Below are 19,822 nucleotides of genomic sequence, written 5' to 3'. Positions count from 1 at the left end.
GTTCAGTCCTCCACCACCCAGGTGTCCTTGGTACCGCCGCCCTGCGACGAGTTGACCACCAGCGAGCCCTCCTGCAGCGCCACGCGGGTCAGGCCACCCGGAACCAGGCGGGTTTCACTGCCAGACAGCACGAATGGGCGCAAGTCGATGTGGCGCGGGGCGATGCCGCTGTCGACGAAGGTCGGGCAGGTGGACAGGCACAGCGTGGGTTGGGCGATGTAGGCATGCGGGCGGGCCTTGATGCGGGCGCGGAAGTCCTCGATCTGGGCGCTGGTCGAGGCCGGCCCGACCAGCATGCCGTAGCCACCGGAGCCCTGGGTTTCCTTGACCACCAGGTCGGGCAGGTGGGCCAGGACATGTGACAGGTCCGCCGACCGGCGGCATTGCCAGGTGGGAACGTTGTTGAGGATCGGCTCCTCGCTCAGGTAGAAGCGGATCATGTCGGCGACGTAGGGGTAGATCGACTTGTCGTCGGCAACGCCGGTACCCACGGCGTTGGCCAGCACCACATTGCCGCCGCGGTATACCGAGGTCAGCCCCGGCACGCCCAGCATCGAGTCGGGGTTGAACGTCAGTGGGTCGAGGTAGTCGTCGTCCAGGCGGCGGTAGATCACGTCCACCTGCTGCGGCCCTGCGGTGGTGCGCATGTAGACATGCTCGTCACGGATGAACAGGTCGGCACCTTCGACCAGTTCGATGCCCATTTCCCGCGCCAGGAAGGCATGCTCGAAATAGGCGCTGTTGAAGCGGCCCGGGGTGAGCAGCACGGCGGTAGGGTTGTCCAGCGGGCTGGCGCTCTTGAGCGTGTCCAGCAGCAGGTTGGGGTAGTGGTCGATCGGGGCGACGCGCTGGGCGGCGAACAGTTCGGGGAACAGCCGCATCATCATCTTGCGGTCTTCGAGCATGTAGCTGACCCCGCTCGGGGTGCGCAGGTTGTCTTCCAGCACGAAGTAGCTGCCATCCCCGTCGCGCACCAGGTCGACGCCGGCGATGTGTGCATAGAGCCCACGGTGCAGGTCCAGGCCCTGCATGGCGATCTGGTAGCCCTCGTTGGCCAGTACCTGCTCGGGCGGGATGATCCCGGCCTTGAGGATACGCTGGTCGTGGTAGATGTCCTGGAGGAACAGGTTCAATGCCTGTACCCGCTGGATACAGCCGCGCTCGACCATGCGCCATTCGCTGGCGCGGATGCTGCGCGGGATGATGTCGAAGGGGATCAGGCGCTCGGTGTCCTGCTTGTCGCCGTACAGGGTAAAGGTGATGCCCGCGCGGTGAAACAGCAGGTCGGCCTCCCGCCGGCGTTGCTCCAGCAGCTCCAGCGGGGTATTGGCCAACCAGCGGGCGAACTCCTGGTAATGCGGGCGGCAACTGCCGTTCGCTTCGTACATTTCATTGAAAAAAGCCCGGGACATAGCCACTCCTTGCTACCTTGCTGGCAGTACGTTGTGCATGCAAAAGGCCATTGCAATGAAGGTGCCGAAAGTACGGCGCAGCGTTCGAATGGGCGTGGGTGAGCGCTAAGGCATTGAAGCGGTGGGGTTTTGCTGCGCAAGCCAAGGGCGGCGTGGTGCGCCGTGGTGACTGGCTGGCACCGGGGCTGCTGCCCGGCGTGCATCAAAAAGGCGCACTGAGCATCGCGCTGGTGGTTTTGACCCAAGTGGGTGCTGGCGCGCCGATGGAGGGCTGAGCGCGCCCGCCACAGCCTCCACCTCTGGCTTTGTGCGTAGCGGGTCAGAACCCTTCCAGCACGATCTTGCCTTTGGCTTTACCGCTTTCAATCAGGCCATGGGCGCGCTTGAGGCTCGCGGCGCTGATCGTACCGAAATGTTCGCCGAGGGTGGTTTTGATTGCCCCCTGGTCAACCAGCTGCGCAACGCGCTCAAGCAGCTGGTGCTGCTTGATCATGTCCTCGGTCTTGTACAGCGAACGCGTGAACATGAGCTCCCAGTGCAACGAAAGCGACTTGCGTTTGAGCGGCATCACATCCAGCTGCGCGGGGTCGTCGATCAGGGCGAGCTTGCCTTGCGGCCGCAGCACTTCGACCAACTGGGTAAGGTAGGTATCGGTGTGCGTCAGGCTGACCACATAGTCGACCGGATTGAGCTTGAGCGCTTCGAGCTGGAGCGGGATCGACTGGGAATGGTCGATGACGTGATGGGCGCCCAGTTCCTTCACCCACGCTTGGGTTTCAGGCCGTGAGGCGGTGCCGATGACGGTCAGTTGCGTGAGCTTGCTGGCCAGCTGCACCAGGATCGAACCGACACCACCGGCAGCGCCGATAACCAGCAGACGCTGGCCCTTGCCCGCGTTCTCTTCGATAGCCAGGCGGTCGAACAGCAATTCCCAGGCGGTGATGGAGGTCAGCGGCAAGGCAGCGGCGCTTGCGTTGTCCAGGCTGCGCGGTTTGTGCCCGACGATGCGCTCATCGACGACATGCAGCTCGCTGTAGCTGCCGGGGCGATCGATGGCGCCGGCATAGAACACCTCATCGCCCGGTTGGAACAACGTCACTTCAGCGCCGGTCTCGCGGACGACACCAACCGCATCCCAGCCCAGAACCTGCTGCAGCTCACCGCCACGGCTCGCGCGGATTTTCGTGTCGACAGGGTTTACGGCAATCGCCTTGACCTCCACCAGCAGATCCCGGGCGCCCGGCTTGGGTGCGGGGAGTTCCGCGTCGTAGAGCGATTGCGGGTCCTGGATAGGCAAACCGGGCTGGTTATAAACGACGGCTTTCATGGGCGCTACCTCCAATGGTTTGAAAAGGGCGTGCAGGCTATTCGTTTCGATTCATTCAAGACACAGCCTGAATGGAGTAAGACTTTATCGCTTGGGATGAAAATCGGGTGAAGCAGCCACGACCGGGCTGGCTCGCTTCACCCGCTGAACGGGATCACCTGGCGTTGTAGCGGGGAGCCAGCTGGTTGTTGGACAGCTGACCGAGCAGGGCCTTGCGGCTGGCTTCATAGCGCTCGAACGGTTGCAGGTCATGCATCGACGGGATGGAAATCAGCACATTGTCGTCGAAGTCCTGCAAGGCGCCGTCCACCAGGTCCTGGGCCGACATGACGATGGCGGGATCCAGGTTCTCGACCGGCAAACCGCCGATCTGCCAGAAGTCGGTCGCCGTGGCCCCGGGCAGGACTGCCTGGACCTTGATGCCCTGGTCCGCAAGCTCCTTGTGCAGCGACTGGGTGAAGGCGGTGACATAGGCCTTGCTGGCACCGTACACGCCATTGAGCAGCTCCGGCGCCAGGCTGACGATCGACGAGATGTTGATGACGGCGCCTTGCTTGCGCGCCACGAACCCTGGAACGGCCGCATACGTGAGGCGGGTGAGCGCGGTGACGTTGAGGCTGATCATGTCGGCCATGCGCTCGACATCGCTTTCCAGCAGGCTGGTGTGAGTGCCGATGCCCGCGTTGTTCACCAGCAGGCTGATGCTGGCGTCTTCACGCAGTTTGCGTTCCACCCTGGCCAGGTCGTCGGCGTTGCCCAGGTCTGCCGGGAACACCTCTACGTTCTGTTGGGTTTGCGTGGTGAGCCGGCTGGCCAGCGTGTTGAGGCGTTCGCGGTTACGGGCGACCAGCACCAGGTCGTAACCTCGGCGTGCCAGACGTTCCGCGTAGATGGAACCGATGCCGGTGGATGCGCCAGTGATGAGGGCGGTGCCTTTGAATGGCTGAGTCATGGTCGTGCTCCTGGTTGGGTGTGGCGCCATGATGGAGCAGCTCGCTTTTGTCTTGAACGACGTATATGGTACGGTTTCAGGACATTGAACAAGGAGCGCTAATCATGCACCGGGTCGGCTACCTCATCACCGAAGGGTTCCAGATCATGTCGCTGGCGACGCAGTCGGTCTTCGAGTTCGCGAACATCGTCGCGGGTGAAGCGGTTTACAAGATCCAGAACTTTTCCATCGAGGGCGGCACGGTGCGCTCTTCCCTGGGCATGTACATGGACACGCTGCCGCTGGGCGCGCCTGGCCTGGCCGATACCTGGATGATCACCGGGACCTTGACCCCGCTGACGCCGCCGAGTGAGCAAGTGCTGGCTAGCGTGCGAGGCTTCGTCGACGGCGCTCGACGTACCGCTGGCCTGTGTACCGGGTGTTTCATCCTGGCCCAGGCGGGCGTGCTGGATAACCGGCGCGCCACGACGCACTGGGCCTATGCAAAAAAGTTGCGTGAGCTGCATCCGAAAATCGAGGTGGAAGATGATCGGATCTTTATCGTCGATGGGCAGATCTGGACCTCTGCCGGCATGACCGCTGCCCTGGATATGGCGCTTGGCATGGTGGAAAAGGACCTGGGGACCGACATGGCCAGGTCCGTGGCACGCAAGCTGGTGATGCATCAACGCCGCTCGGGTGGGCAATCGCAACATTCCGAGCTGCTGACCCTTTCGCCAAAGTCGGATCGGATTCAGAGCGCCCTGGATTACGCGCGCAAGCACCTGAGTCGGCCGTTGAGTGTCGAGGAACTCGCCGAAGCCGTGCATTTGAGCCCCCGGCAATTCACCCGCGTATTCACTGCCGAGACCGGCCAGTCACCGGCCAAGGCGGTGGAGAGCTTGCGGCTTGAAGCGGCCAGGCTGCTGATCGAGCAGAGCAGGCACAGCCTGGACGTGGTGGCCAAGGAGGCCGGCTTCAGGGATCGGCGGCACATGCGCGAAGCCTTCATGCGCGGCTATGGCGTCCCCCCGCAAGCCGTGCGCAGGGACGCCAGGCGGGTTGTGACCGCGTCATGACCGGCATGGGCTCAGCGGGCTGACGGGCGCCTGCCGCTCGCTAGCCCGGCTTGTTGAGACTGCATCAACCGCCGGAGCTACCGCCACCTGATGCACCACCTGAGCCGCCAGCACCCGAGCCGCCACTGCCGTTACCGCCGCCAGTTCCGCTGCCGGTACCTGAGCCGTTGGTAGTGCCGTCACCCCCGGTATTGTCCGTGCCATTGCTATCGGTACCCCCAGAGCCGGTGCCCATGCCATCCCCAGGCGTTCCGGAGCCGGTGGCCCCGCCGTTGCCATTCATGTGGCCGCTGTCCTGGGTTTGCGTACCTGGGGCGCGTTGGTCGTTCAGATCAGTCGCCGCCAGCACAAGCGGGGCGCTGGCGCCAAGACACAGCGCCAGTAACAACGAATGAGGCTTGATGATCTTCATGGTCTGTCTCCATTAAGGGGTTTACCTCTGGTTGGGCCTGCCCGCGGGGCAACCTGTGCGATGGCGCCGACGAGCGGAGGCCACGCAGTCAGGCCCCTCTGATACCGAGGCTGTCGCGCCCCTGGCCCTGCACGTCGGCCTCGTGTGGCAACGCGGTGACCTTGATCGCCCGCACCGGGACTGCGAACTTGGCGCCGATTTTCGAGAAGCGTTCGAGCAGCCTGAAGTTGATGGCCTGCTGTATGTCCATGTACAGGTTGTAGCCAGGGTCCTTGACGATGTACACGCATTCGAATTCCAGCGCCTCCTTGCCGAAACCGCGCAGGTGCGCGCGGTCGAAACGCACCTGTTCCTGGGCCTTGATGGCCTCTTCGACAATACCTGGCGCTTTCTTTACCGCTTCGGTGGGCGTGTCGTAGGACAGGCCGAACTCGAACACGATGCGTCGCTCCTGCAGGCGCTTGTAGTTCTGGATGGTGCTGCTGATCATGCTGGCGTTGGCCATGACGATCTGCTCGCCGCCGAGGCTGCGGATGCGTGTGGTCTTCAGGCCGACGTGCTCGACCGTCCCGGCCAGCGGCCCGATGACGATGAAGTCGCCGACCTCGAAGGGCTTGTCCACGGCGATCGACAACGAAGCGAACAGGTCGCCGAGAATGTTCTGCACGGCGAGCGCCACCGCGATGCCTCCCACACCCAGGCTGGCGACGAACGCAGTGATGTTCACGCCCAGATTGGACAGCATGGCCAGCAGCACCACCGACCACAGCAGCACCCGCGCGCCCCAGGCCGACAGCGTGGCCAGTGCACTGCCCTGGTTCAGGCCAGCGGCGCGGTGGCGGGCGAAGTAGTGCCCCAGGCCGAGGCCGATGGCGCGGTTGGCCCAAAGGCCGATCTGCAATGCAGCGACCACGAACCACAGGCTGCCGACCCGCGTCAGCCAGCGCTCGGGCAGGTCGAGCATGCCCAGGCCCACCAGCAGCGAGGCCAGGAACAGGAGGAAATTGCTGGTGCCTGACAGCACCTTGGCAAGCACCTGGCTCAACGCGCCGTCATGCTCGGACCAGCGCCTCACCCGGTGTAGCAGAAAACTGATCGCGGCGCGGGAGACCAGGAAGGTCAGGATGGCCACGGTCAGTGCCAGCAGCAGGTTGAGGATGGAAATACCAAATACGGTGGTGTCGGTGAAAAAAGCGATGATGCGTTCGTTCATGTGAGCTTCACCTCTGGTTTGCCCGATTGATTAGCCAATGTCCTTTTGTTGGGACGCCCAACAGGCGCCACAGGTCGATCGGATTTTTCTCTTTCAGCAAATTCCAGGCGTCGGGGCTGGAATGAGTGCATCTGGCCGGCCGTCCGACACTGGCATTTGATTTGGAGTGTTGGCGCAGGGCAGGTGATCTACCGCTGACAACCGTACAGAGGACAGGCAGATGAAAAGACGAGGCGAAACCTATCGGCAGTGGTGCGACCCGATCTTGCACCACCAGACCCATGAGGAAGCGCTCGACAACGGGGTTTGCATTGAAGTGCAGTCTCGTTTGTCACGCACAGGTGCTACCCAGTTGTTCATCGGTGTCTATCGGGCAGACGGATCGGTGCTGCGTGAACGGGTCTATCATCAGCGCCCCGGGGAAACCATGAGCCGGGCGCTGGTTTGGGGCGTTGGCTATGCCCGGCGTCTAGCGAGCGAGGACAAGGTCGTAAGCGCCGAAACGGCAGGCCGATGAGCGTGTGGCTGAAGGCCCGGCGATGGCGCCTGGCGTTCAGCCAGTCTGCATCGCCGTGTTCTTTTTCCAGCCCCGCAGGTTCATCACGCACAGGCAGACCTGAAGGATGATCAACGCCCAGGCCTGTGCCTGCCACCCCCACACCGCCCACAGCACATTGCTGGCGATGAAGCAGCAGAAGCCGAGCTTGCGTCGGCCCGGGCGCCGTGAGCCGATGCACCAGGCGGCCAGTACGGTGAGGGCCATGGCGGGCCATTCGAGAAAGTCGATCCAGTCATTCATCCTGCGATATCCGAGTGATTGCGTTTCGATGTAGATTGCCCCAGCGCTGAGTTGCCACCCGGTAAGCCTGGGTCAGCGCGCCCGGGCGGGCGCGCTGGGGACAGTCAGGCAGCGCGCTGTTCGCCCTTGAGCAGTTTCTTCTGGGCCTCCATGGCCTGGCCCATGTCTTCCAGTTGCTGCTTGCCGAGCAGCTTGCGAGCGGTGGGGAACAACTCGCTCTCTTCTTCTTCGATGTGGTGTTCCAGCAGCTCTTTCATCACTTTGACCCGGCCGGCAAATTCCACGGTACCGGTCTCGGTCTCCAGCAGGTCGGGAAGCACCAGCGAGTCGACCGTGCGGTGTTCCTCCTTGGCCTCGTAATACATCTTGGCCTCTTCCTTGCCACCAGCCTGCTTGATCGCCGGGTACAGGATCTCTTCTTCCAGGGCCGTATGGATGGTGACTTCCTGCTTGATGCGTTCCAGCAGCTCGGCGCGTTTCTTCACCGCACGTTCGGTGGTCGAGGACAGTTCCTCGAGCAGTTTCTTCACCAGTTGATGGTCCTGGATCAGCAGTTCGATTGCATTCATGGGACACCTCTTCAGGGGCTGGGAAAAATCACGGTTGCCTTCGATGGAGTGGGCCACAAGCGGCGGGGTTCAATGCAATTGATCAGCGCACTGGCGGGACGGGGCAGGCATCGCCAATAACGCCGCACTTCGACCCAGGGTGTGACGCGGTCGGCAAGTATCGGCCCCTGTAATGTGCGACGTATCCGGTCGTGCACTTTCACTGAATCTTTTCTTGCACGCGTTGCTCCTAGATCGTGAATCGTAAAAGGAGAGTCCGATGGCAGGTCAGCAACTTTTCGTGATCGAGTATGCGCTCAGGAGTGAATACCGCACATTTATCATCCGCCTGGACAAGATGGATAACGCCGAAGCGTGGCATTGGGCGAGCTGTGATGCCGGGGTCGGCATCATTCCTCGTTTCGGCCAGCACAAGATCAAGAAGGTCAGCCGGCCCATGGCAGAGCGCTATGGCATTTCCAATGTGAAATGGCGAGCTGCCGGGGAGGGCCCGGAGTTTGTCGCTCCGCCAGTGGACGTCAAGAAATTCTCGTCCACCTCTTGACCGTCTGTGCACTGGCCGTAGACGCCGCGCAGATGGGCTAAGGCAGGCCCGTACCAGCGCTGTTCACTGCACCCGTTTTCTGCCAATGTTTGTTGTGGCGCTGGCCAGAGCGCCGCAACACTTGGGACGTTGGATGAAAACAGTAGAAAAAGACACCCTTCACAACGGGTACCGGCGGATCATTCCGTCCATGACCGCGCTTCTGGAGTTCGAAGCGGTTGCCCGTAACAGCAGCATCACCCTGGCAGCCCGGGAGTTAGGTGTGACCCAGGCTGCAGTGAGCAAACAGATCAAGATTCTTGAAGAGAACATCGGCGTTCAGCTCTTTCATCGCCTACATCGAGGCGTGCGGATGACCAGTGAGGGGCAGACATTGTTCGCCGTGATGTCTGAATCGCTGCAGAAGGTTGCGGCGGTGTTTGTCCGCCTCTCCGAGGGGCGTGATGAGCAGCAGTTGGTGCTCAGTACCACAGCGACTTTTTCGCACCTGAGGGTTATGCCTCGTCTAAACAGCCTTCAGGATGCCATGCCTCATTTACGCTTGCGCCTCGCCACGCAAATGTTTACCGGTGATCTGCGCAGCCATGACGTTGACTTGATGGTGCGTTATGGCAACGGCAAGTGGGCAGACGGCAGCGCCCTGCATCTGTTTGATGAAGAGGTTTTTCCGGTGTGCTCTCCGGCCTGGCTTGCGCGACATTCAGTGCCGTCGACGGTGGAGCAGCTCTACAGTGCTGATCTGCTCGATGCGGAGGCCACCACCGAGGGATGGATGACATGGCCAACCTGGTTCCGCGCGTTGGGCGTGAACCCACCCAAGCTTCATTATCGCCTGCACTGCCAGCTATACACGGACACGATCCAGGCAGCACTTCACGGGCATGGGGTTGCCTTGGGCTGGGGGCGGATGCTCGATCATCTGTTGGCATCGGGCGAGTTGGTGCGATTGACGGATTTCGTGATAAAGCCCAGGGAAGCTTACTACCTGGTCGTGCCGCAGGGGCGCGATGCTACGAAAACGATCCTCGGTCTTGTGGAGTGGTTACGCAGCTAGCCGCAAGCTGCGGTCTGTAGAACGTGATGACCTTGATTCCACCTCGGGCAAGGCTCTGCGATACGTCGTCACAGAGCCAGCGCAGAGCGGCAGGGTTAGTCGCGAAGAAAGCTGTTGTCGAAAGGGTAACGCGTCAAGAGTTCATAGCCGGTCTCTGTGACCAACAACTGGTTCTCCAACTTGATACCATCGCGTCCACCCACCTCGCCGATATAGGCCTCCACACAAAGGGCCATGCCCGGTTCCAGCACGCCTTCGTAGCCATAGGACTCCAGGTCTTCGGGATACCGAATGCACGGATATTCGTCACAAAGCCCGACGCCATGGAACATGACGCCGTAACGTTGCGCTCGGCAAGACTCAGGGAGTCGGTGACCGTTGGCAGTGAGTTCGGTGAATTTGACACCCGGCTTGATCATCTCGATGTTTTGCGTGATGTGATCGTAGGCGATTCGATACAACCGTTTCTGCTCAGCGGTGGGTGGCAAACCTCCGCAGATCCAGCTACGTGACATGTCGACACACATGCCATACACGCCGATCAGGTCTGTGTCGAAAGACAGCAAGTCACCATCGCTCAATACTCGCGGCCCCGACTCCTGGAACCACGGGTTGGTGCGCGGCCCAGAGCTTAGAATCCGAGTTTCGATCCATTCACCTCCGCGACGTATATTGCCGGCATGCAGCACGGCCCAGATATCGTTCTCTGTCATCCCTGCGCGCATTGCCTGATGCATTTCCGCTACGGCGGCTTCGCAAGCGGCCACTGCGCAGCGCATGGCTTTGATTTCATCGGGGCCCTTGATCACCCGAGCGAATTCAGTGACTTCCTGGCCGCTGAACAGCTGTATCCCCAACGCGTCCAATGCCCGGACGCCAGCCAATTCAATCCGGTCTACTGCGAGGCGGCGGTTCGATCCTGCATGCTGACGCAGGATGTCGTCGAGCTGCAGTGCAAATCGTCGGGCATGCTCATCCGTGCGATCGCCTGTTTCAAAGTAGAAGAAAGAAGCCCCGCTGCGAAGTTCGCTCACCAGCGGCAGATGAGCGCTGAGGTGATCACAGCCATGGAAATCCCAGAGCACGACATGGCCACTTGCTGCGATGAAACAGGCACGCGCCGGGTTGTGGGTCGTCCACAGCTGCATGTTTGTAGTGTCGGTGGCATAACGGATATTGAGTGGGTCGAACAGCAATATCCCGCCCAGGTCACGCGCGACAAGTTGTTCACGAATGCGCTGTAGTCGGTACTCACGCATCCTTGGCAGATTTGGCGCTTCCAGGCCCAGCGCACGCCATTCGGCAAAAGCCAGAGGGGTGGGGCCGATCTCAGTCCGGTCGTTATCGTCGACAGAGCCGTCTGCCTTCAGTGCTGCGGCCCGCTGCCGGGCAGGGTCAATGCGTCTGTTATCAGGGGAAATCGAAAAGGGTGCCGACATCACCATCTCCAAGCAATGCGCGTGGTTCGCACGTGAACGATCAAGGGTTGTGGGCGTAGCGGAAACTGAAGGCAGCCAGGCTGCCTTCAGGTGTGCACTACTTGTTGGCTTGTGTGGCGGCGGCGCGGGCAGCCTGGAGCCATTCGTCAAACTGCTGCCGATGTGCAGCTATCCACTGGGTGGCATGACCACGGATGGCCTCAGGACTTTTCTCGCCTTGCTGCATTTTCATGTTCTGGGCACTTTCATCTGCGGTGCTGATGGTCATGACAGACAAGAACTTGAGTGCAGCGGGATTTTTTTCAGCAAAGTCTTTGTTCAGTACCGCGCGCACGCTGTCTACAGCAAACCCGAGGTTTTTGCCATTGTAGGTGGTGTCAACATCATTGTTCCCGCCAGGAAGGTCAGTGTTGGGAACTTCCAGCCATACAACATCTTTATCCTCCACGAGCACATTCGCGATCCATTGCGGTACCCAAGTGAAGTAGAGGATCGGCTTCCCTTCTTTGTACCGAGCAATGGTGTCGGCCATCAGTGCAAAATAGGAGCCTTGGTTGACATGGACAGTTTTTTCAAGCCCGTATGCCTTCATTTGGTGGTCAATGATCAGTTCACAACCCCAGCCTGGGTTACAGCCGGTCAGGTCTGCCTTTCCATCGCCGTCAGCGTCGAACAGCTGTGCAATCTCGGGTTTCTTCAGGTCGGTGATGTATTTGATGTTGTGCGCTTGTGCCGTCTTTTTGTCGATGAGATAGCCTTGCAGAACACCCGGCATGATGTGGCCAGTCTTGACCATCACATCGTCGCCCCCGGCTTGCGTGTAAAACTTATCGTGCAACTTGTCCCAAAGATGCACAGTGAAATCAGCATCGCCGTTGGCGAGCGCCATCATCATGACGCCGTAGTCTGTTTCTTTGGGCGTTTGTATTTGATAGCCGAGTTCGCGTAAGCCTTGCATGGCGATCTCGCCTCGAAAGCGCTCTTCAGCAATCGATGGGAAAATAGGCGTGACGCTCACGCCGTTGCCGGGAGAAGTGGCGGCGGCATTGGCGCTGATGGCGGCAGCGCCGAAGAAAAGCGCAGTTGCCAATTGCAGAACGCGGCGGGGAACAGTAATTGTGAACATTATGACTCCTTAACCGAGACTGTAGGTTTTGAACGCTCAGGCAGTTTTATGATGTGCCGTCGATTTCCGTTTGCCAAAAACGCCAAGTACAACGCCGATCGGGCCCGTTTGATACCATTTCAGGCTGGGATCTGAATGGGTACGCGCGCCCATGGCTTGGGTAAGGCGGTCCAGGAAAATGGCCAGCAATACCAGGCCAACGCCGCCCACCGTGGCCAGGCCCATGTCGAGGCGACCAATCCCTCTAAGTACCATTTGCCCTAGACCACCCACAGAAATCATCGATGCGATTACTACCATCGAAAGGGACAGCATCAATGTCTGATTGAGCCCGGCCATGATGGTGGAAGTGGCCAATGGCAATTGCACGCGAACCAGCATTTGCCGGGGCGTGCAGCCGAACGCGCGGGCTGCTTCGATCTTGTCGTCGGGAACCTGGCGAATACCCAGGTTGGTCAGGCGCACCAGTGGAGGCAGGGCGAATACGATGGTGACCAGAACCCCAGGAACGTTACCGATGCCGAACAGCATGACCACAGGGACCAGATAAACGAACGCTGGCAAGGTTTGCATGGCGTCAAGCACTGGTCTGACTACACGCTCAAGCCGGTCGCTTCGGGCACACAGTATCCCAAGCGGAATGCCAATAACGGCACAGAAAAATACTGAAGTCAGCACCAGGGCCAGGGTCGTCATGGATTCCGACCAAACGCCGATGAGCCCTAGTAAGGTCAGCGTGACAAAGCAAAGCAAAGCCATCCGCTGTCCTGCCAGTTGCCAGCCAAGCAGGCTGGACAGGAGAATGCCGAGGGTGGGAGGAATGCTCTGAAGGCACCATTCAATGCTGTTCAGCACATGGTCGATTGGCCACCGAACAGCCCTGAAAAAGTCCCTGAAGTTGTGCACAAGGAAGTTCAGCGTACTGGTGACCCAATCGCCAAGCGGGATAACGGTGGTCTGGAAGGGATCCAGAAAACTGAAGTCAGACATTTCGACAATCCTCATAACGCATTTCGCAGTTGTAGCCATTGCGAACTTACATTTTTGATCAGTTGATTCAGTGGCTGCCCAACGTCTGCAGGAGCTGATTTTTTGAAAGCGTTCCCTTCAAGAATCCATTTCGATCCAGAACCGGCACAGGGTAGGGTAATGCCGCCGCAATACTCAGTACCTCATGCAGAGGGGTATCCAGGTACACGGGCTGCTGTTCATGCTGGGAATAGTGAGTAGTTGACGTGTCAGCGTCTACAACGCTAACCAGCTGGCCTTGATCATTCAACAAGTACCCAAAGCCGATCCCCGGTTTGAATGACTTGGGCGCTTCTACGTGGCACGTGGAGTCAGGGTCAAGGCGGGCCAAGTCACCCGCTTTGAGGATCTTGGAACTATCAAAGCCTTTGAAGAACGTTCTCACGTAGTCGTTGGCTGGCTGGCTGATAAGTTCCTGGGGCGTGCCGATTTGTACAACCCGGCCACCTTCCATGATTGCGATACGATGCCCGATGCGAATGGCCTCTTCGATATCATGAGAAATGAAGATGATCGTACGCTTCTGCTCAGCCTGCAATTTGATCAGTTCACCCTGCATCTCACTGCGAATGAGCGGATCAAGCGCTGAAAAGGCTTCGTCCATCAATAGAATGGTTGGATCGTTAGCCAGCGCCCTGGCTAAGCCGACACGCTGTTGCATGCCGCCGGAAAGCTGGTGGGGGTAACTGTGCTCTTGTCCGGACAGTCCAACCTGCTGGAGTGCCTCCTTGGCACGTCTGTGGCGCTCCGACTCGTTTACACCCGCGATCTCCAATCCGAAGGCGGTGTTTTCAAGAACACTCATGTGAGGCATCAAGGCAAAGGACTGGAACACCATGCCCATTTCTTTACGGCGTACATCCAAGAGCGCTTTATCAGTCAGGCCGGTAATTTCTCGACCGTTCAGATAAATTTTTCCGGCGGTAGGCTCAATCAGACGATTGAACAGCCGAACCATTGTCGATTTGCCAGACCCTGACAGGCCCATAATGACGAAGATTTCGCCACGCTTGACTGAAAAGGTGGCGTCAAATACGCCGATAACTTGGCCTGTATTCTCGAAGATTTCTTTCTTGCTGAACCCGGCCTCAACCATCTGCATGGCTTCAGCCGGATGCGATCCGAACACCTTATAGATATGTTTGATCGAAAGAATTTCGTCGGTATTGGTCATGACTTCCCTCCTAATATCTTTTTAGGGGATACGGTGGCTTCGGCAATCGAAGGGCGTATAGGTGGGGGGAGGCAGTACCAAAGGGGTGGCTTAGGCATGGCGGCTTCCTGGGTTTTTTATTCTTGTTGCCCCAGATGGGCTTTCCTAGAATTTATGCGTATCCGGCCTCAACGACCATCAACATTTATCGGCCATAACGCATAACGTGGGGTTATCACGTTTCGCACCTGGCGCAGACGTTTCGCTGAGCAGCTTGCCCTTGGTCTCGGGTGCGAGAAAGTAAGTGACGATCAAACCGAAGAGACTGACGCCGCCGGCGATCAGCACCGTAGTCGTGACTCCGTAGGTTTGCATGCTGATCGGGAGCAGGAAGGTGCCTGCCGCTGCGCCAACGCGTGAAGCAGCCGTAGCGAAACCAACCCCTACACCACGAATCTCAGTCGGGAATACTTCACCCGGATAGACGCCAGTGAGGGTTGTGGAAACAGCATTTGCCAGAGAGAAGGTCAGGAAGCACACAACCGTGACCATCGGCGACACGTTCCAGAAGAACGCGACGATGAACAAGGCGACTGTGGCGATGGCGAAAGGCGGGATCGCCAATTTGCGGCGTCCCACTTTTTCGATCAGCGCCACCGCAATCAGGGTGCCACCCACTGCGATCGCGTTGATAGCCAGGCCTCCGGTAAGACCGTCTTCGAGACCCAGGTGCTCCAGCACGGTGGGTACGAAAGTACCGATGGCAAAGTAGGGGGTCACGAGGCAGATCCAGAATACCGAGACGAATATCGTTGCCTTGGCGTAGTCCGCAGAGAACAGACTGGCAAACCCGAGCTTCTTGCCTTCGTACTTCGCTCCCAAGTCAGCTCGCTCATCGGGCGACATGTATTCATCGGCAAGCGCGAGGGCCTCTGCTGTTCGCCCTTTGCTCATCAGCCAACGCGGTGACTCTGGGGTGCCCAGACGAGCGAGCAGAACGATCACGGTCGGGATGGTGCTTAGTCCGAGGATGACGTTCCAGTTAGCAGTGTCGGAGATCGTAAGGGCCCAACCGATGGCATAGGAAGCGAGATAGCCCACATACCAACCCACCTCTTGAACGCAGAGGAGCTTGCCACGCAGACGCGCGGGTGCGAACTCTGCCAGCAGTGGCCAGCCGATGGCGTAGTCGGCGCCAATGGCAACTCCCATCAGCAGGCGGACGGCGAAAAGCTGCCACGCCTCTGTGACGAAAAATTGCAAGACCGACCCCACCAGAAAAATGGCAAGGTCAATGGTAAACATGGGCTTGCGGCCTATCTTGTCGGCCAAGTAGCCGCCCAGAGGGCCACCGAGGAAGATGCCGATGAGGGCGGAGGCCCCAATCAAACCCTGCCACGTGAGCGAGAGCTCCAGATCATTGGTAATCGCCGGCATGACGATGCCGATGGCGCCGAGGATGAAGCCATCGATCAGCATGCCGCCCGAAATCAGGGTGGTCAGCTTGATGATGAACTTACGCTGTTTATCGGACATGGCCTTCTCAGGCTGTGTTACGTGGTTGGACACAAATACATCTCCGCATTGTTTTTATCGTTGGATGATTTGAGCGCGGGCTGCTTCAGCCGGCGTTTAGCAGTTTTCTCTAGCGCTTGTGTGCATTCGACTCAGCGGTCGAATTTGAATGCCTTGTTCACCTGAGCGGTCGCAGGTAACTAAACGAACAGTAAGGGAAGGGCCACTGCCCACATGAGGCAGTGGCCCTTGGGGTGCTGAACTCCGTCAGAACAGCACCGGTACTGCTCTTTTACGAAGCGTTGATCCAGATGGTCTTCAGCTCCGTGTACTGGTCGTGGGCCCAGATGGACTTGTCGCGTCCACCAAAGCCAGACTCCTTGTAGCCACCGAACGGCGTGGTCACATCGCCCTCGCCGAAGCAGTTCACGGTCACCACGCCGGCGCGGATTTCTCGCGACAGGCGCAGCGCATTGCGCAGGCTACCGGTGTAGGCCGACGCGGCCAGGCCGTAAACGGTGTCGTTGGCCAGCTCGATCGCCTCGTCGATGGTCTCGAAGCTGGTCACGCTCAGCACCGGGCCAAAGATTTCCTCGACGAACAGCTTGTTGTCGCGGCCAACATTGTCGACGATGGTCGGCTGCACGAACACGCCTTCCTCGGTTTCGCCGCCCTGGACGATGCTGAGGTTCTGCTCGGCAGCGTATTCGAGATACGACTTGACCTTCTCGAAGTGCGACTTGCTGACCATCGCGCCCAAGCGGTTGTCCGGGTCGAGCGGGTCGCCCAGTTTCCAGTCCTTCAGGTGCTTGGGGATCAGGCGCAGCAGCTCGTCCTTGACGTCCTTGTGAACGATCAGGCGCGAGGAGGCCGAGCAGTTCTCGCCCATGTTCCAGAACGCACCGGCGGTGACGAACTGGGCCACTTCGTCCAGGTCTTCGCAGTCATTCATCACTACTGCGGGGTTCTTGCCACCCAGCTCCAGGACGATGCGCTTGAGGTTGGACTCAGCAGCGTATTTCAGGAACAGCCGGCCGGTGTCGGTGGAGCCGGTGAAGCTGACCATCGGGATGTCCATGTGGCGGCCGATAGCCTCGCCCACCTCACGGCCACCGCCTGGCACCAGGTTGAACACGCCCGCAGGAATGCCCGCCTCATGCGCCAGCTCGGCCACGCGCAGCGCGCTGAGGGTGGTTTCCTTGGCCGGTTTGACCACGATCGAGCAACCGGCAGCCAGCGACGGGGCGATCTTCCAGGCCAGCATCAGCAGCGGGAAGTTCCACGGCAGCACCAGGCCGACCACACCGATGGCTTCACGCACCACCATGGTCACGGCAGCATTGCCGGTCGGGGCGGTGGCGTCGTAGATCTTGTCGATGAGCTCGGCGTGCCAGCGAATGGTGTGGATGGTTTCCGGCACGTCCACCGTCTGGCACTCGCTGACCGGCTTGCCGCTGTCCAGCGCTTCCAGCACCGCCAGCTCGTGGGCGTTGTCTTCCAGCAGCTGGGCGAACTTCTGCAGCACGTGCTTGCGGTCGTTCGGTTGCATCTTCGACCAGGTGCCTTCTTCGAACACGCGCTTGGCCGCAGCCACCGCGACGTTGACATCGTTGACGTCGCAGGCGGCGATCTCGGCCAGCTGCCTGCCGGTGGCCGGGTTGGTGGTGACGAAGGTGCGACCGGAGATGGCATCCCGGAATTCACCGTCGATGAATGCCTTGGTGCGCAGTTGCAGGTCGGCGGCGATGGCCGCGTATTGTGCCTTGCTCAGCAATTCAGCCATTTCCAGTCTCCTTATTTGATCTGGGCGATGGTGGCTTTCAGTTCACCGACCACACGTTGCAGCGCTGCCTTCTCAGCAGCGTCCAGGTCGTGGAGCGGCTTGCGCACGCCACCCGTGTTCAGACCGTTGAGGGCGACTCCGTACTTGATCGACTGGACGAACTTGCCACCTTCGAGGAAGTCCATGAGCGGCATCATCGCGGCCATGATTTTGCGGCCTTTATCGAAGTTCTTTTCGATCACGCAGGCTTCGTACAGGGCGACGTGCTCACGCGGGATGAAGTTGGAACCGGCGCAGACCCAGCTCTTTGCGCCCCAGGCGAAGAATTCCAAGGCCTGATCGTCCCAGCCGCAGGAGAGCTGGATGTTCGGGCGCTGGATGGCCAGGCGGTGCAGCTGGGCCATGTCCCCGGAGCTTTCCTTGATGGCGACGATGTTCTTCACGTCGGCGACGGCGTCGAAGAACTCCTCGCCCATGCTCACACTCATGCGGCCTGGGTAGTTGTAGAGCATGATCGGCAGGCCCGCGGCGGCGTCGACCGCTTTGACGTGCAGGGCGATTTCCTGCTGGGTTGGCAGCGCATAGGGCGGGGTGCCAATCAGCAGCGCGTCGGCCTTGATTTCCTTGGCGTGCTGGGCGAAGGCCACCGCATCTTCGGTGCGGATGCCACCCGTGCCAACGATCAGCGGCAGGCGGCCGTTCAGCACGTCCTTGGCCTGGGCGGCCAGTTCGATACGCTCTTGGGTGGTGTGTGCGTAGTACTCGCCGGTCGAACCGCCGATGATGACGCCGTGAACCCTCGAGTCGACCAGGTATTCGAGTACTTCAGCGAATGCCGCCTTATCGATCGAGCCGTCTGCGGCGAGTGGGGTCACTGCAGGGGTGTAGATGCCTTCGAATTTCATGATGCTGCTCCGATTATTATCACCACAAACCACTCAATGCCCGGCTTCCACGCCAGGCACTGACTTCATTAGCCAAGCGATGCTGCCTGTTGCAGGTTCAGCGAGCGTGTTTCCGGGGCCAGCATCCAAGACAGGAGCAGACCGAAAAAGGTGATGCCTGCGGCCACGTACATCGTCTGTGCGATGCCAAGCGAGGCGAGGGACATGGGTACCAGGTAGGTGCCCACTGCTGCGCCGATACGAGAGATCGAGGTGCCAGCGCCCACCGCGAAGGCGCGAATCTCGGTTGGGAAAATCTCGTTCGGATAGACAAGCGTGAGCACCTGTGCACCGCCGATGAACAGCGCGTAGATGGCGAAGAACGCCAGGATCCAGGCGCCGGCGCTGTCATCGGACGCTCCCAGGCCCAGCAAGGCGAGGCCCGATACCGCGAAACTGCAGAGCAGCAAATTGCGGCGCCCCACCACGTTGATCAGCTTGGTTGAAACCACGCACCCTACGACGAAGAAGAGGGTGATCAGAATCGACCCGATTGAAGCGCTATCGCCTTTGACTTGCATCGCTGCAAGCACTTTTGGAGCAAAGGCGTAAACGGCAAAGAGGGGCACAATGCAGCACGTCCAGAAGACGATGATGAACAGCATTCGCTTGGAGTAGCCCGAATAGATCAGGCTCCAGACATTGATCTTGTAGTTTGGGCTTTCTTCTGGAAGGTTCTTCAGGCAGAAATCGTTGCCATAAACACTTTTTACGACCTGCTCGGCTTCATGATCGCGTCCTTTGCTCAGTAGCCACCGTGGCGACTCAGGTGTGCCTACGCGGACGATGAACAGGGCCAGGCCGATGATCGCTGAACTGGCCAACACCCAACGCCAGGCTTGCTCACCACCTGTGCGCAATATCAGCTCACCTACGATGTAGGCAGCCGCAGCGCCGGCGAACCAAAGGATCGTCAGCATCGCGAGCCGTGGGCCGCGATACTGCTTTGGCATGAATTCCACCAGCAGCGATGTGGCGACGGGGTATTCGATGCCTACTGCGATGCCGATGACAAGGCGCAGAATAAAAATCGCTTCAGCTGAATCGGCCCAGAACTGAGCGATGGAGGCGAGAATAAAAAGGGTGGGCCCTACGAAAAACAAGCGCTTGCGGCCAAGCCGATCAGTCAACCAGCCGCCAAGGAACCCGCCGAAAAAGATGCCGATCAGTGCCGATGCGGCGATGAGGCCTTCCCAGAAGCTGTCCAGAGAAAGCGATATCGTAATGTGAGCCAAAGCCACACCGATGATACTCAGCACGTAACCGTCCACAAACGAGCCCCCACCGGAGCGGAGCGTGAGTAACTGGTGGAACCGGTTAAGCGGTACATCCTCGATTGAGGTACTAGGACTTGTCATTGTTCTCTCCTGATAAAAAACTTTTGAATGTTGGCAGCGCGACTCCGCGAAAAGGGGTCGGGAACCCTCTCAAAAAATTCAGTGAGCGATGGTTTGATTATTTTTGTTATGGAGCTAGGCCTGTACCTGGGATCT

General features: G+C 59.5%; 20 protein-coding genes. 5 read left to right on the top strand and 15 right to left on the bottom strand.

The genetic code is table 11. The features are described from left to right. Positions 1-2: 2 nt before the first annotated feature. The gene (locus ACQKPS_RS19450) at positions 3-1,412 is read right to left on the bottom strand and encodes a circularly permuted type 2 ATP-grasp protein (RefSeq protein WP_427605383.1); all 1,410 of its coding nucleotides are present in this window, start codon (positions 1,410-1,412) and stop codon (positions 3-5) included. Positions 1,413-1,510: 98 nt separating this feature from the next. On the opposite strand from ACQKPS_RS19450, the gene ACQKPS_RS19445 reads away from it, so the two are divergent. Beyond that, complete coding sequence (locus ACQKPS_RS19445) at positions 1,511-1,687, top strand: hypothetical protein (RefSeq protein WP_427605382.1); 177 nt, start codon at positions 1,511-1,513, stop codon at positions 1,685-1,687. A 44-nt stretch (positions 1,688-1,731) separates the two neighbouring features. Here ACQKPS_RS19445 and ACQKPS_RS19440 read toward each other — a convergent pair whose 3' ends face one another. Both ACQKPS_RS19440 and ACQKPS_RS19435 read right to left on the bottom strand, forming a co-directional pair. Next, complete coding sequence (locus ACQKPS_RS19440) at positions 1,732-2,739, bottom strand: zinc-binding alcohol dehydrogenase family protein (protein WP_427605381.1); 1,008 nt, start codon at positions 2,737-2,739, stop codon at positions 1,732-1,734. 154 nt (positions 2,740-2,893) lie between these two features. Continuing rightward, on the bottom strand, positions 2,894-3,691 hold the full coding sequence (locus tag ACQKPS_RS19435) for an SDR family NAD(P)-dependent oxidoreductase (RefSeq protein ID WP_283722888.1): 798 nt from the start codon (positions 3,689-3,691) through the stop codon (positions 2,894-2,896). Positions 3,692-3,795: 104 nt separating this feature from the next. Between ACQKPS_RS19435 and ACQKPS_RS19430 the strand changes: the two genes are divergently transcribed. Next, the gene (locus ACQKPS_RS19430) at positions 3,796-4,749 is read left to right on the top strand and encodes a GlxA family transcriptional regulator (protein ID WP_054887759.1); all 954 of its coding nucleotides are present in this window, start codon (positions 3,796-3,798) and stop codon (positions 4,747-4,749) included. 64 nt (positions 4,750-4,813) lie between these two features. Here the strand turns inward: ACQKPS_RS19430 and ACQKPS_RS19425 are convergent, their stop codons facing one another. After that, positions 4,814-5,161 (bottom strand): hypothetical protein, encoded by a 348-nt coding sequence (locus ACQKPS_RS19425; protein WP_254480168.1) that lies wholly within the window; start codon positions 5,159-5,161, stop codon positions 4,814-4,816. Between the two features lie 88 nt (positions 5,162-5,249). Next, a complete protein-coding gene (locus ACQKPS_RS19420; protein ID WP_313203269.1) occupies positions 5,250-6,374 on the bottom strand; it encodes a mechanosensitive ion channel family protein in 1,125 nt (374 codons plus the stop codon). Between the two features lie 220 nt (positions 6,375-6,594). Here ACQKPS_RS19420 and ACQKPS_RS19415 point away from each other — a divergent pair, with 220 nt between their 5' ends. Further along, on the top strand, positions 6,595-6,891 hold the full coding sequence (locus ACQKPS_RS19415) for a hypothetical protein (RefSeq protein ID WP_176506731.1): 297 nt from the start codon (positions 6,595-6,597) through the stop codon (positions 6,889-6,891). A 36-nt stretch (positions 6,892-6,927) separates the two neighbouring features. Here the strand turns inward: ACQKPS_RS19415 and ACQKPS_RS19410 are convergent, their stop codons facing one another. Further along, on the bottom strand, positions 6,928-7,173 hold the full coding sequence (locus ACQKPS_RS19410) for a hypothetical protein (RefSeq protein ID WP_176506730.1): 246 nt from the start codon (positions 7,171-7,173) through the stop codon (positions 6,928-6,930). A 104-nt stretch (positions 7,174-7,277) separates the two neighbouring features. Further along, positions 7,278-7,742 carry a hemerythrin domain-containing protein gene (locus ACQKPS_RS19405; protein WP_254480166.1) on the bottom strand — a complete coding sequence of 155 codons (465 nt, stop codon included), beginning with the start codon at positions 7,740-7,742 and terminating at the stop codon, positions 7,278-7,280. A gap of 259 nt (positions 7,743-8,001) precedes the next feature. Here ACQKPS_RS19405 and ACQKPS_RS19400 point away from each other — a divergent pair, with 259 nt between their 5' ends. Next, on the top strand, positions 8,002-8,286 hold the full coding sequence (locus ACQKPS_RS19400) for a DUF6555 family protein (protein WP_254480165.1): 285 nt from the start codon (positions 8,002-8,004) through the stop codon (positions 8,284-8,286). Between the two features lie 133 nt (positions 8,287-8,419). Beyond that, positions 8,420-9,340, top strand: a complete 921-nt coding sequence (locus ACQKPS_RS19395; RefSeq protein ID WP_427605380.1) for a LysR substrate-binding domain-containing protein — start codon at positions 8,420-8,422, stop codon at positions 9,338-9,340. Between the two features lie 95 nt (positions 9,341-9,435). On the opposite strand, the gene dddP is transcribed toward ACQKPS_RS19395, so the two are convergent. The 8 genes from dddP to ACQKPS_RS19355 all read right to left on the bottom strand — a co-directional run bounded on the left by dddP (position 9,436) and on the right by ACQKPS_RS19355 (position 19,687). After that, positions 9,436-10,779 carry a dimethylsulfonioproprionate lyase DddP gene (gene dddP, locus ACQKPS_RS19390; protein WP_427605379.1) on the bottom strand — a complete coding sequence of 448 codons (1,344 nt, stop codon included), beginning with the start codon at positions 10,777-10,779 and terminating at the stop codon, positions 9,436-9,438. A gap of 97 nt (positions 10,780-10,876) precedes the next feature. Next, the gene (gene proX, locus ACQKPS_RS19385; protein WP_427605378.1) at positions 10,877-11,905 is read right to left on the bottom strand and encodes a glycine betaine/L-proline ABC transporter substrate-binding protein ProX; all 1,029 of its coding nucleotides are present in this window, start codon (positions 11,903-11,905) and stop codon (positions 10,877-10,879) included. A gap of 36 nt (positions 11,906-11,941) precedes the next feature. Continuing rightward, the gene (gene proW / locus ACQKPS_RS19380; RefSeq protein ID WP_427605377.1) at positions 11,942-12,895 is read right to left on the bottom strand and encodes a glycine betaine/L-proline ABC transporter permease ProW; all 954 of its coding nucleotides are present in this window, start codon (positions 12,893-12,895) and stop codon (positions 11,942-11,944) included. 67 nt (positions 12,896-12,962) lie between these two features. Then, entirely contained in the window at positions 12,963-14,108 is a 1,146-nt protein-coding gene (locus ACQKPS_RS19375) for a quaternary amine ABC transporter ATP-binding protein (protein ID WP_427605376.1), read from the bottom strand. A 177-nt stretch (positions 14,109-14,285) separates the two neighbouring features. Beyond that, positions 14,286-15,623, bottom strand: a complete 1,338-nt coding sequence (locus tag ACQKPS_RS19370; RefSeq protein WP_427605375.1) for an MFS transporter — start codon at positions 15,621-15,623, stop codon at positions 14,286-14,288. Positions 15,624-15,894: 271 nt separating this feature from the next. Further along, on the bottom strand, positions 15,895-17,385 hold the full coding sequence (locus ACQKPS_RS19365) for an aldehyde dehydrogenase (protein ID WP_427605374.1): 1,491 nt from the start codon (positions 17,383-17,385) through the stop codon (positions 15,895-15,897). A gap of 11 nt (positions 17,386-17,396) precedes the next feature. Then, positions 17,397-18,290 (bottom strand): dihydrodipicolinate synthase family protein, encoded by an 894-nt coding sequence (locus tag ACQKPS_RS19360; RefSeq protein ID WP_427605373.1) that lies wholly within the window; start codon positions 18,288-18,290, stop codon positions 17,397-17,399. A gap of 68 nt (positions 18,291-18,358) precedes the next feature. Next, positions 18,359-19,687, bottom strand: a complete 1,329-nt coding sequence (locus ACQKPS_RS19355; RefSeq protein ID WP_427605372.1) for an MFS transporter — start codon at positions 19,685-19,687, stop codon at positions 18,359-18,361. Positions 19,688-19,822 lie beyond the last annotated feature (135 nt).

It is taken from the genome of Pseudomonas sp. NPDC086566 (assembly GCF_050280885.1).
GTDB lineage: Bacteria > Pseudomonadota > Gammaproteobacteria > Pseudomonadales > Pseudomonadaceae > Aquipseudomonas > Aquipseudomonas vlassakiae.
The sequence above is the reverse complement of the archived record's forward strand: the minus strand, read 5'-3'. Positions and strand labels throughout refer to the sequence as shown.

Bases quoted from the DNA above. Each gene is read 5' to 3' on its own strand.
- ACQKPS_RS19450 (WP_427605383.1), bottom strand. From the start codon at position 1,412: ATGTCCCGGGCTTTTTTCAATGAAATGTACGAAGCGAACGGCAGTTGC.
- ACQKPS_RS19440 (WP_427605381.1), bottom strand. From the start codon at position 2,739: ATGAAAGCCGTCGTTTATAACCAGCCCGGTTTGCCTATCCAGGACCCG.
- ACQKPS_RS19435 (WP_283722888.1), bottom strand. From the start codon at position 3,691: ATGACTCAGCCATTCAAAGGCACCGCCCTCATCACTGGCGCATCCACC.
- ACQKPS_RS19430 (WP_054887759.1), top strand. From the start codon at position 3,796: ATGCACCGGGTCGGCTACCTCATCACCGAAGGGTTCCAGATCATGTCG.
- ACQKPS_RS19425 (WP_254480168.1), bottom strand. From the start codon at position 5,161: ATGAAGATCATCAAGCCTCATTCGTTGTTACTGGCGCTGTGTCTTGGC.
- ACQKPS_RS19420 (WP_313203269.1), bottom strand. From the start codon at position 6,374: ATGAACGAACGCATCATCGCTTTTTTCACCGACACCACCGTATTTGGT.
- ACQKPS_RS19415 (WP_176506731.1), top strand. From the start codon at position 6,595: ATGAAAAGACGAGGCGAAACCTATCGGCAGTGGTGCGACCCGATCTTG.
- ACQKPS_RS19410 (WP_176506730.1), bottom strand. From the start codon at position 7,173: ATGAATGACTGGATCGACTTTCTCGAATGGCCCGCCATGGCCCTCACC.
- ACQKPS_RS19405 (WP_254480166.1), bottom strand. From the start codon at position 7,742: ATGAATGCAATCGAACTGCTGATCCAGGACCATCAACTGGTGAAGAAA.
- ACQKPS_RS19400 (WP_254480165.1), top strand. From the start codon at position 8,002: ATGGCAGGTCAGCAACTTTTCGTGATCGAGTATGCGCTCAGGAGTGAA.
- ACQKPS_RS19395 (WP_427605380.1), top strand. From the start codon at position 8,420: ATGAAAACAGTAGAAAAAGACACCCTTCACAACGGGTACCGGCGGATC.
- dddP (WP_427605379.1), bottom strand. From the start codon at position 10,779: ATGTCGGCACCCTTTTCGATTTCCCCTGATAACAGACGCATTGACCCT.
- proX (WP_427605378.1), bottom strand. From the start codon at position 11,905: ATGTTCACAATTACTGTTCCCCGCCGCGTTCTGCAATTGGCAACTGCG.
- proW (WP_427605377.1), bottom strand. From the start codon at position 12,895: ATGTCTGACTTCAGTTTTCTGGATCCCTTCCAGACCACCGTTATCCCG.
- ACQKPS_RS19375 (WP_427605376.1), bottom strand. From the start codon at position 14,108: ATGACCAATACCGACGAAATTCTTTCGATCAAACATATCTATAAGGTG.
- ACQKPS_RS19370 (WP_427605375.1), bottom strand. From the start codon at position 15,623: ATGTCCGATAAACAGCGTAAGTTCATCATCAAGCTGACCACCCTGATT.
- ACQKPS_RS19365 (WP_427605374.1), bottom strand. From the start codon at position 17,385: ATGGCTGAATTGCTGAGCAAGGCACAATACGCGGCCATCGCCGCCGAC.
- ACQKPS_RS19360 (WP_427605373.1), bottom strand. From the start codon at position 18,290: ATGAAATTCGAAGGCATCTACACCCCTGCAGTGACCCCACTCGCCGCA.
- ACQKPS_RS19355 (WP_427605372.1), bottom strand. From the start codon at position 19,687: ATGACAAGTCCTAGTACCTCAATCGAGGATGTACCGCTTAACCGGTTC.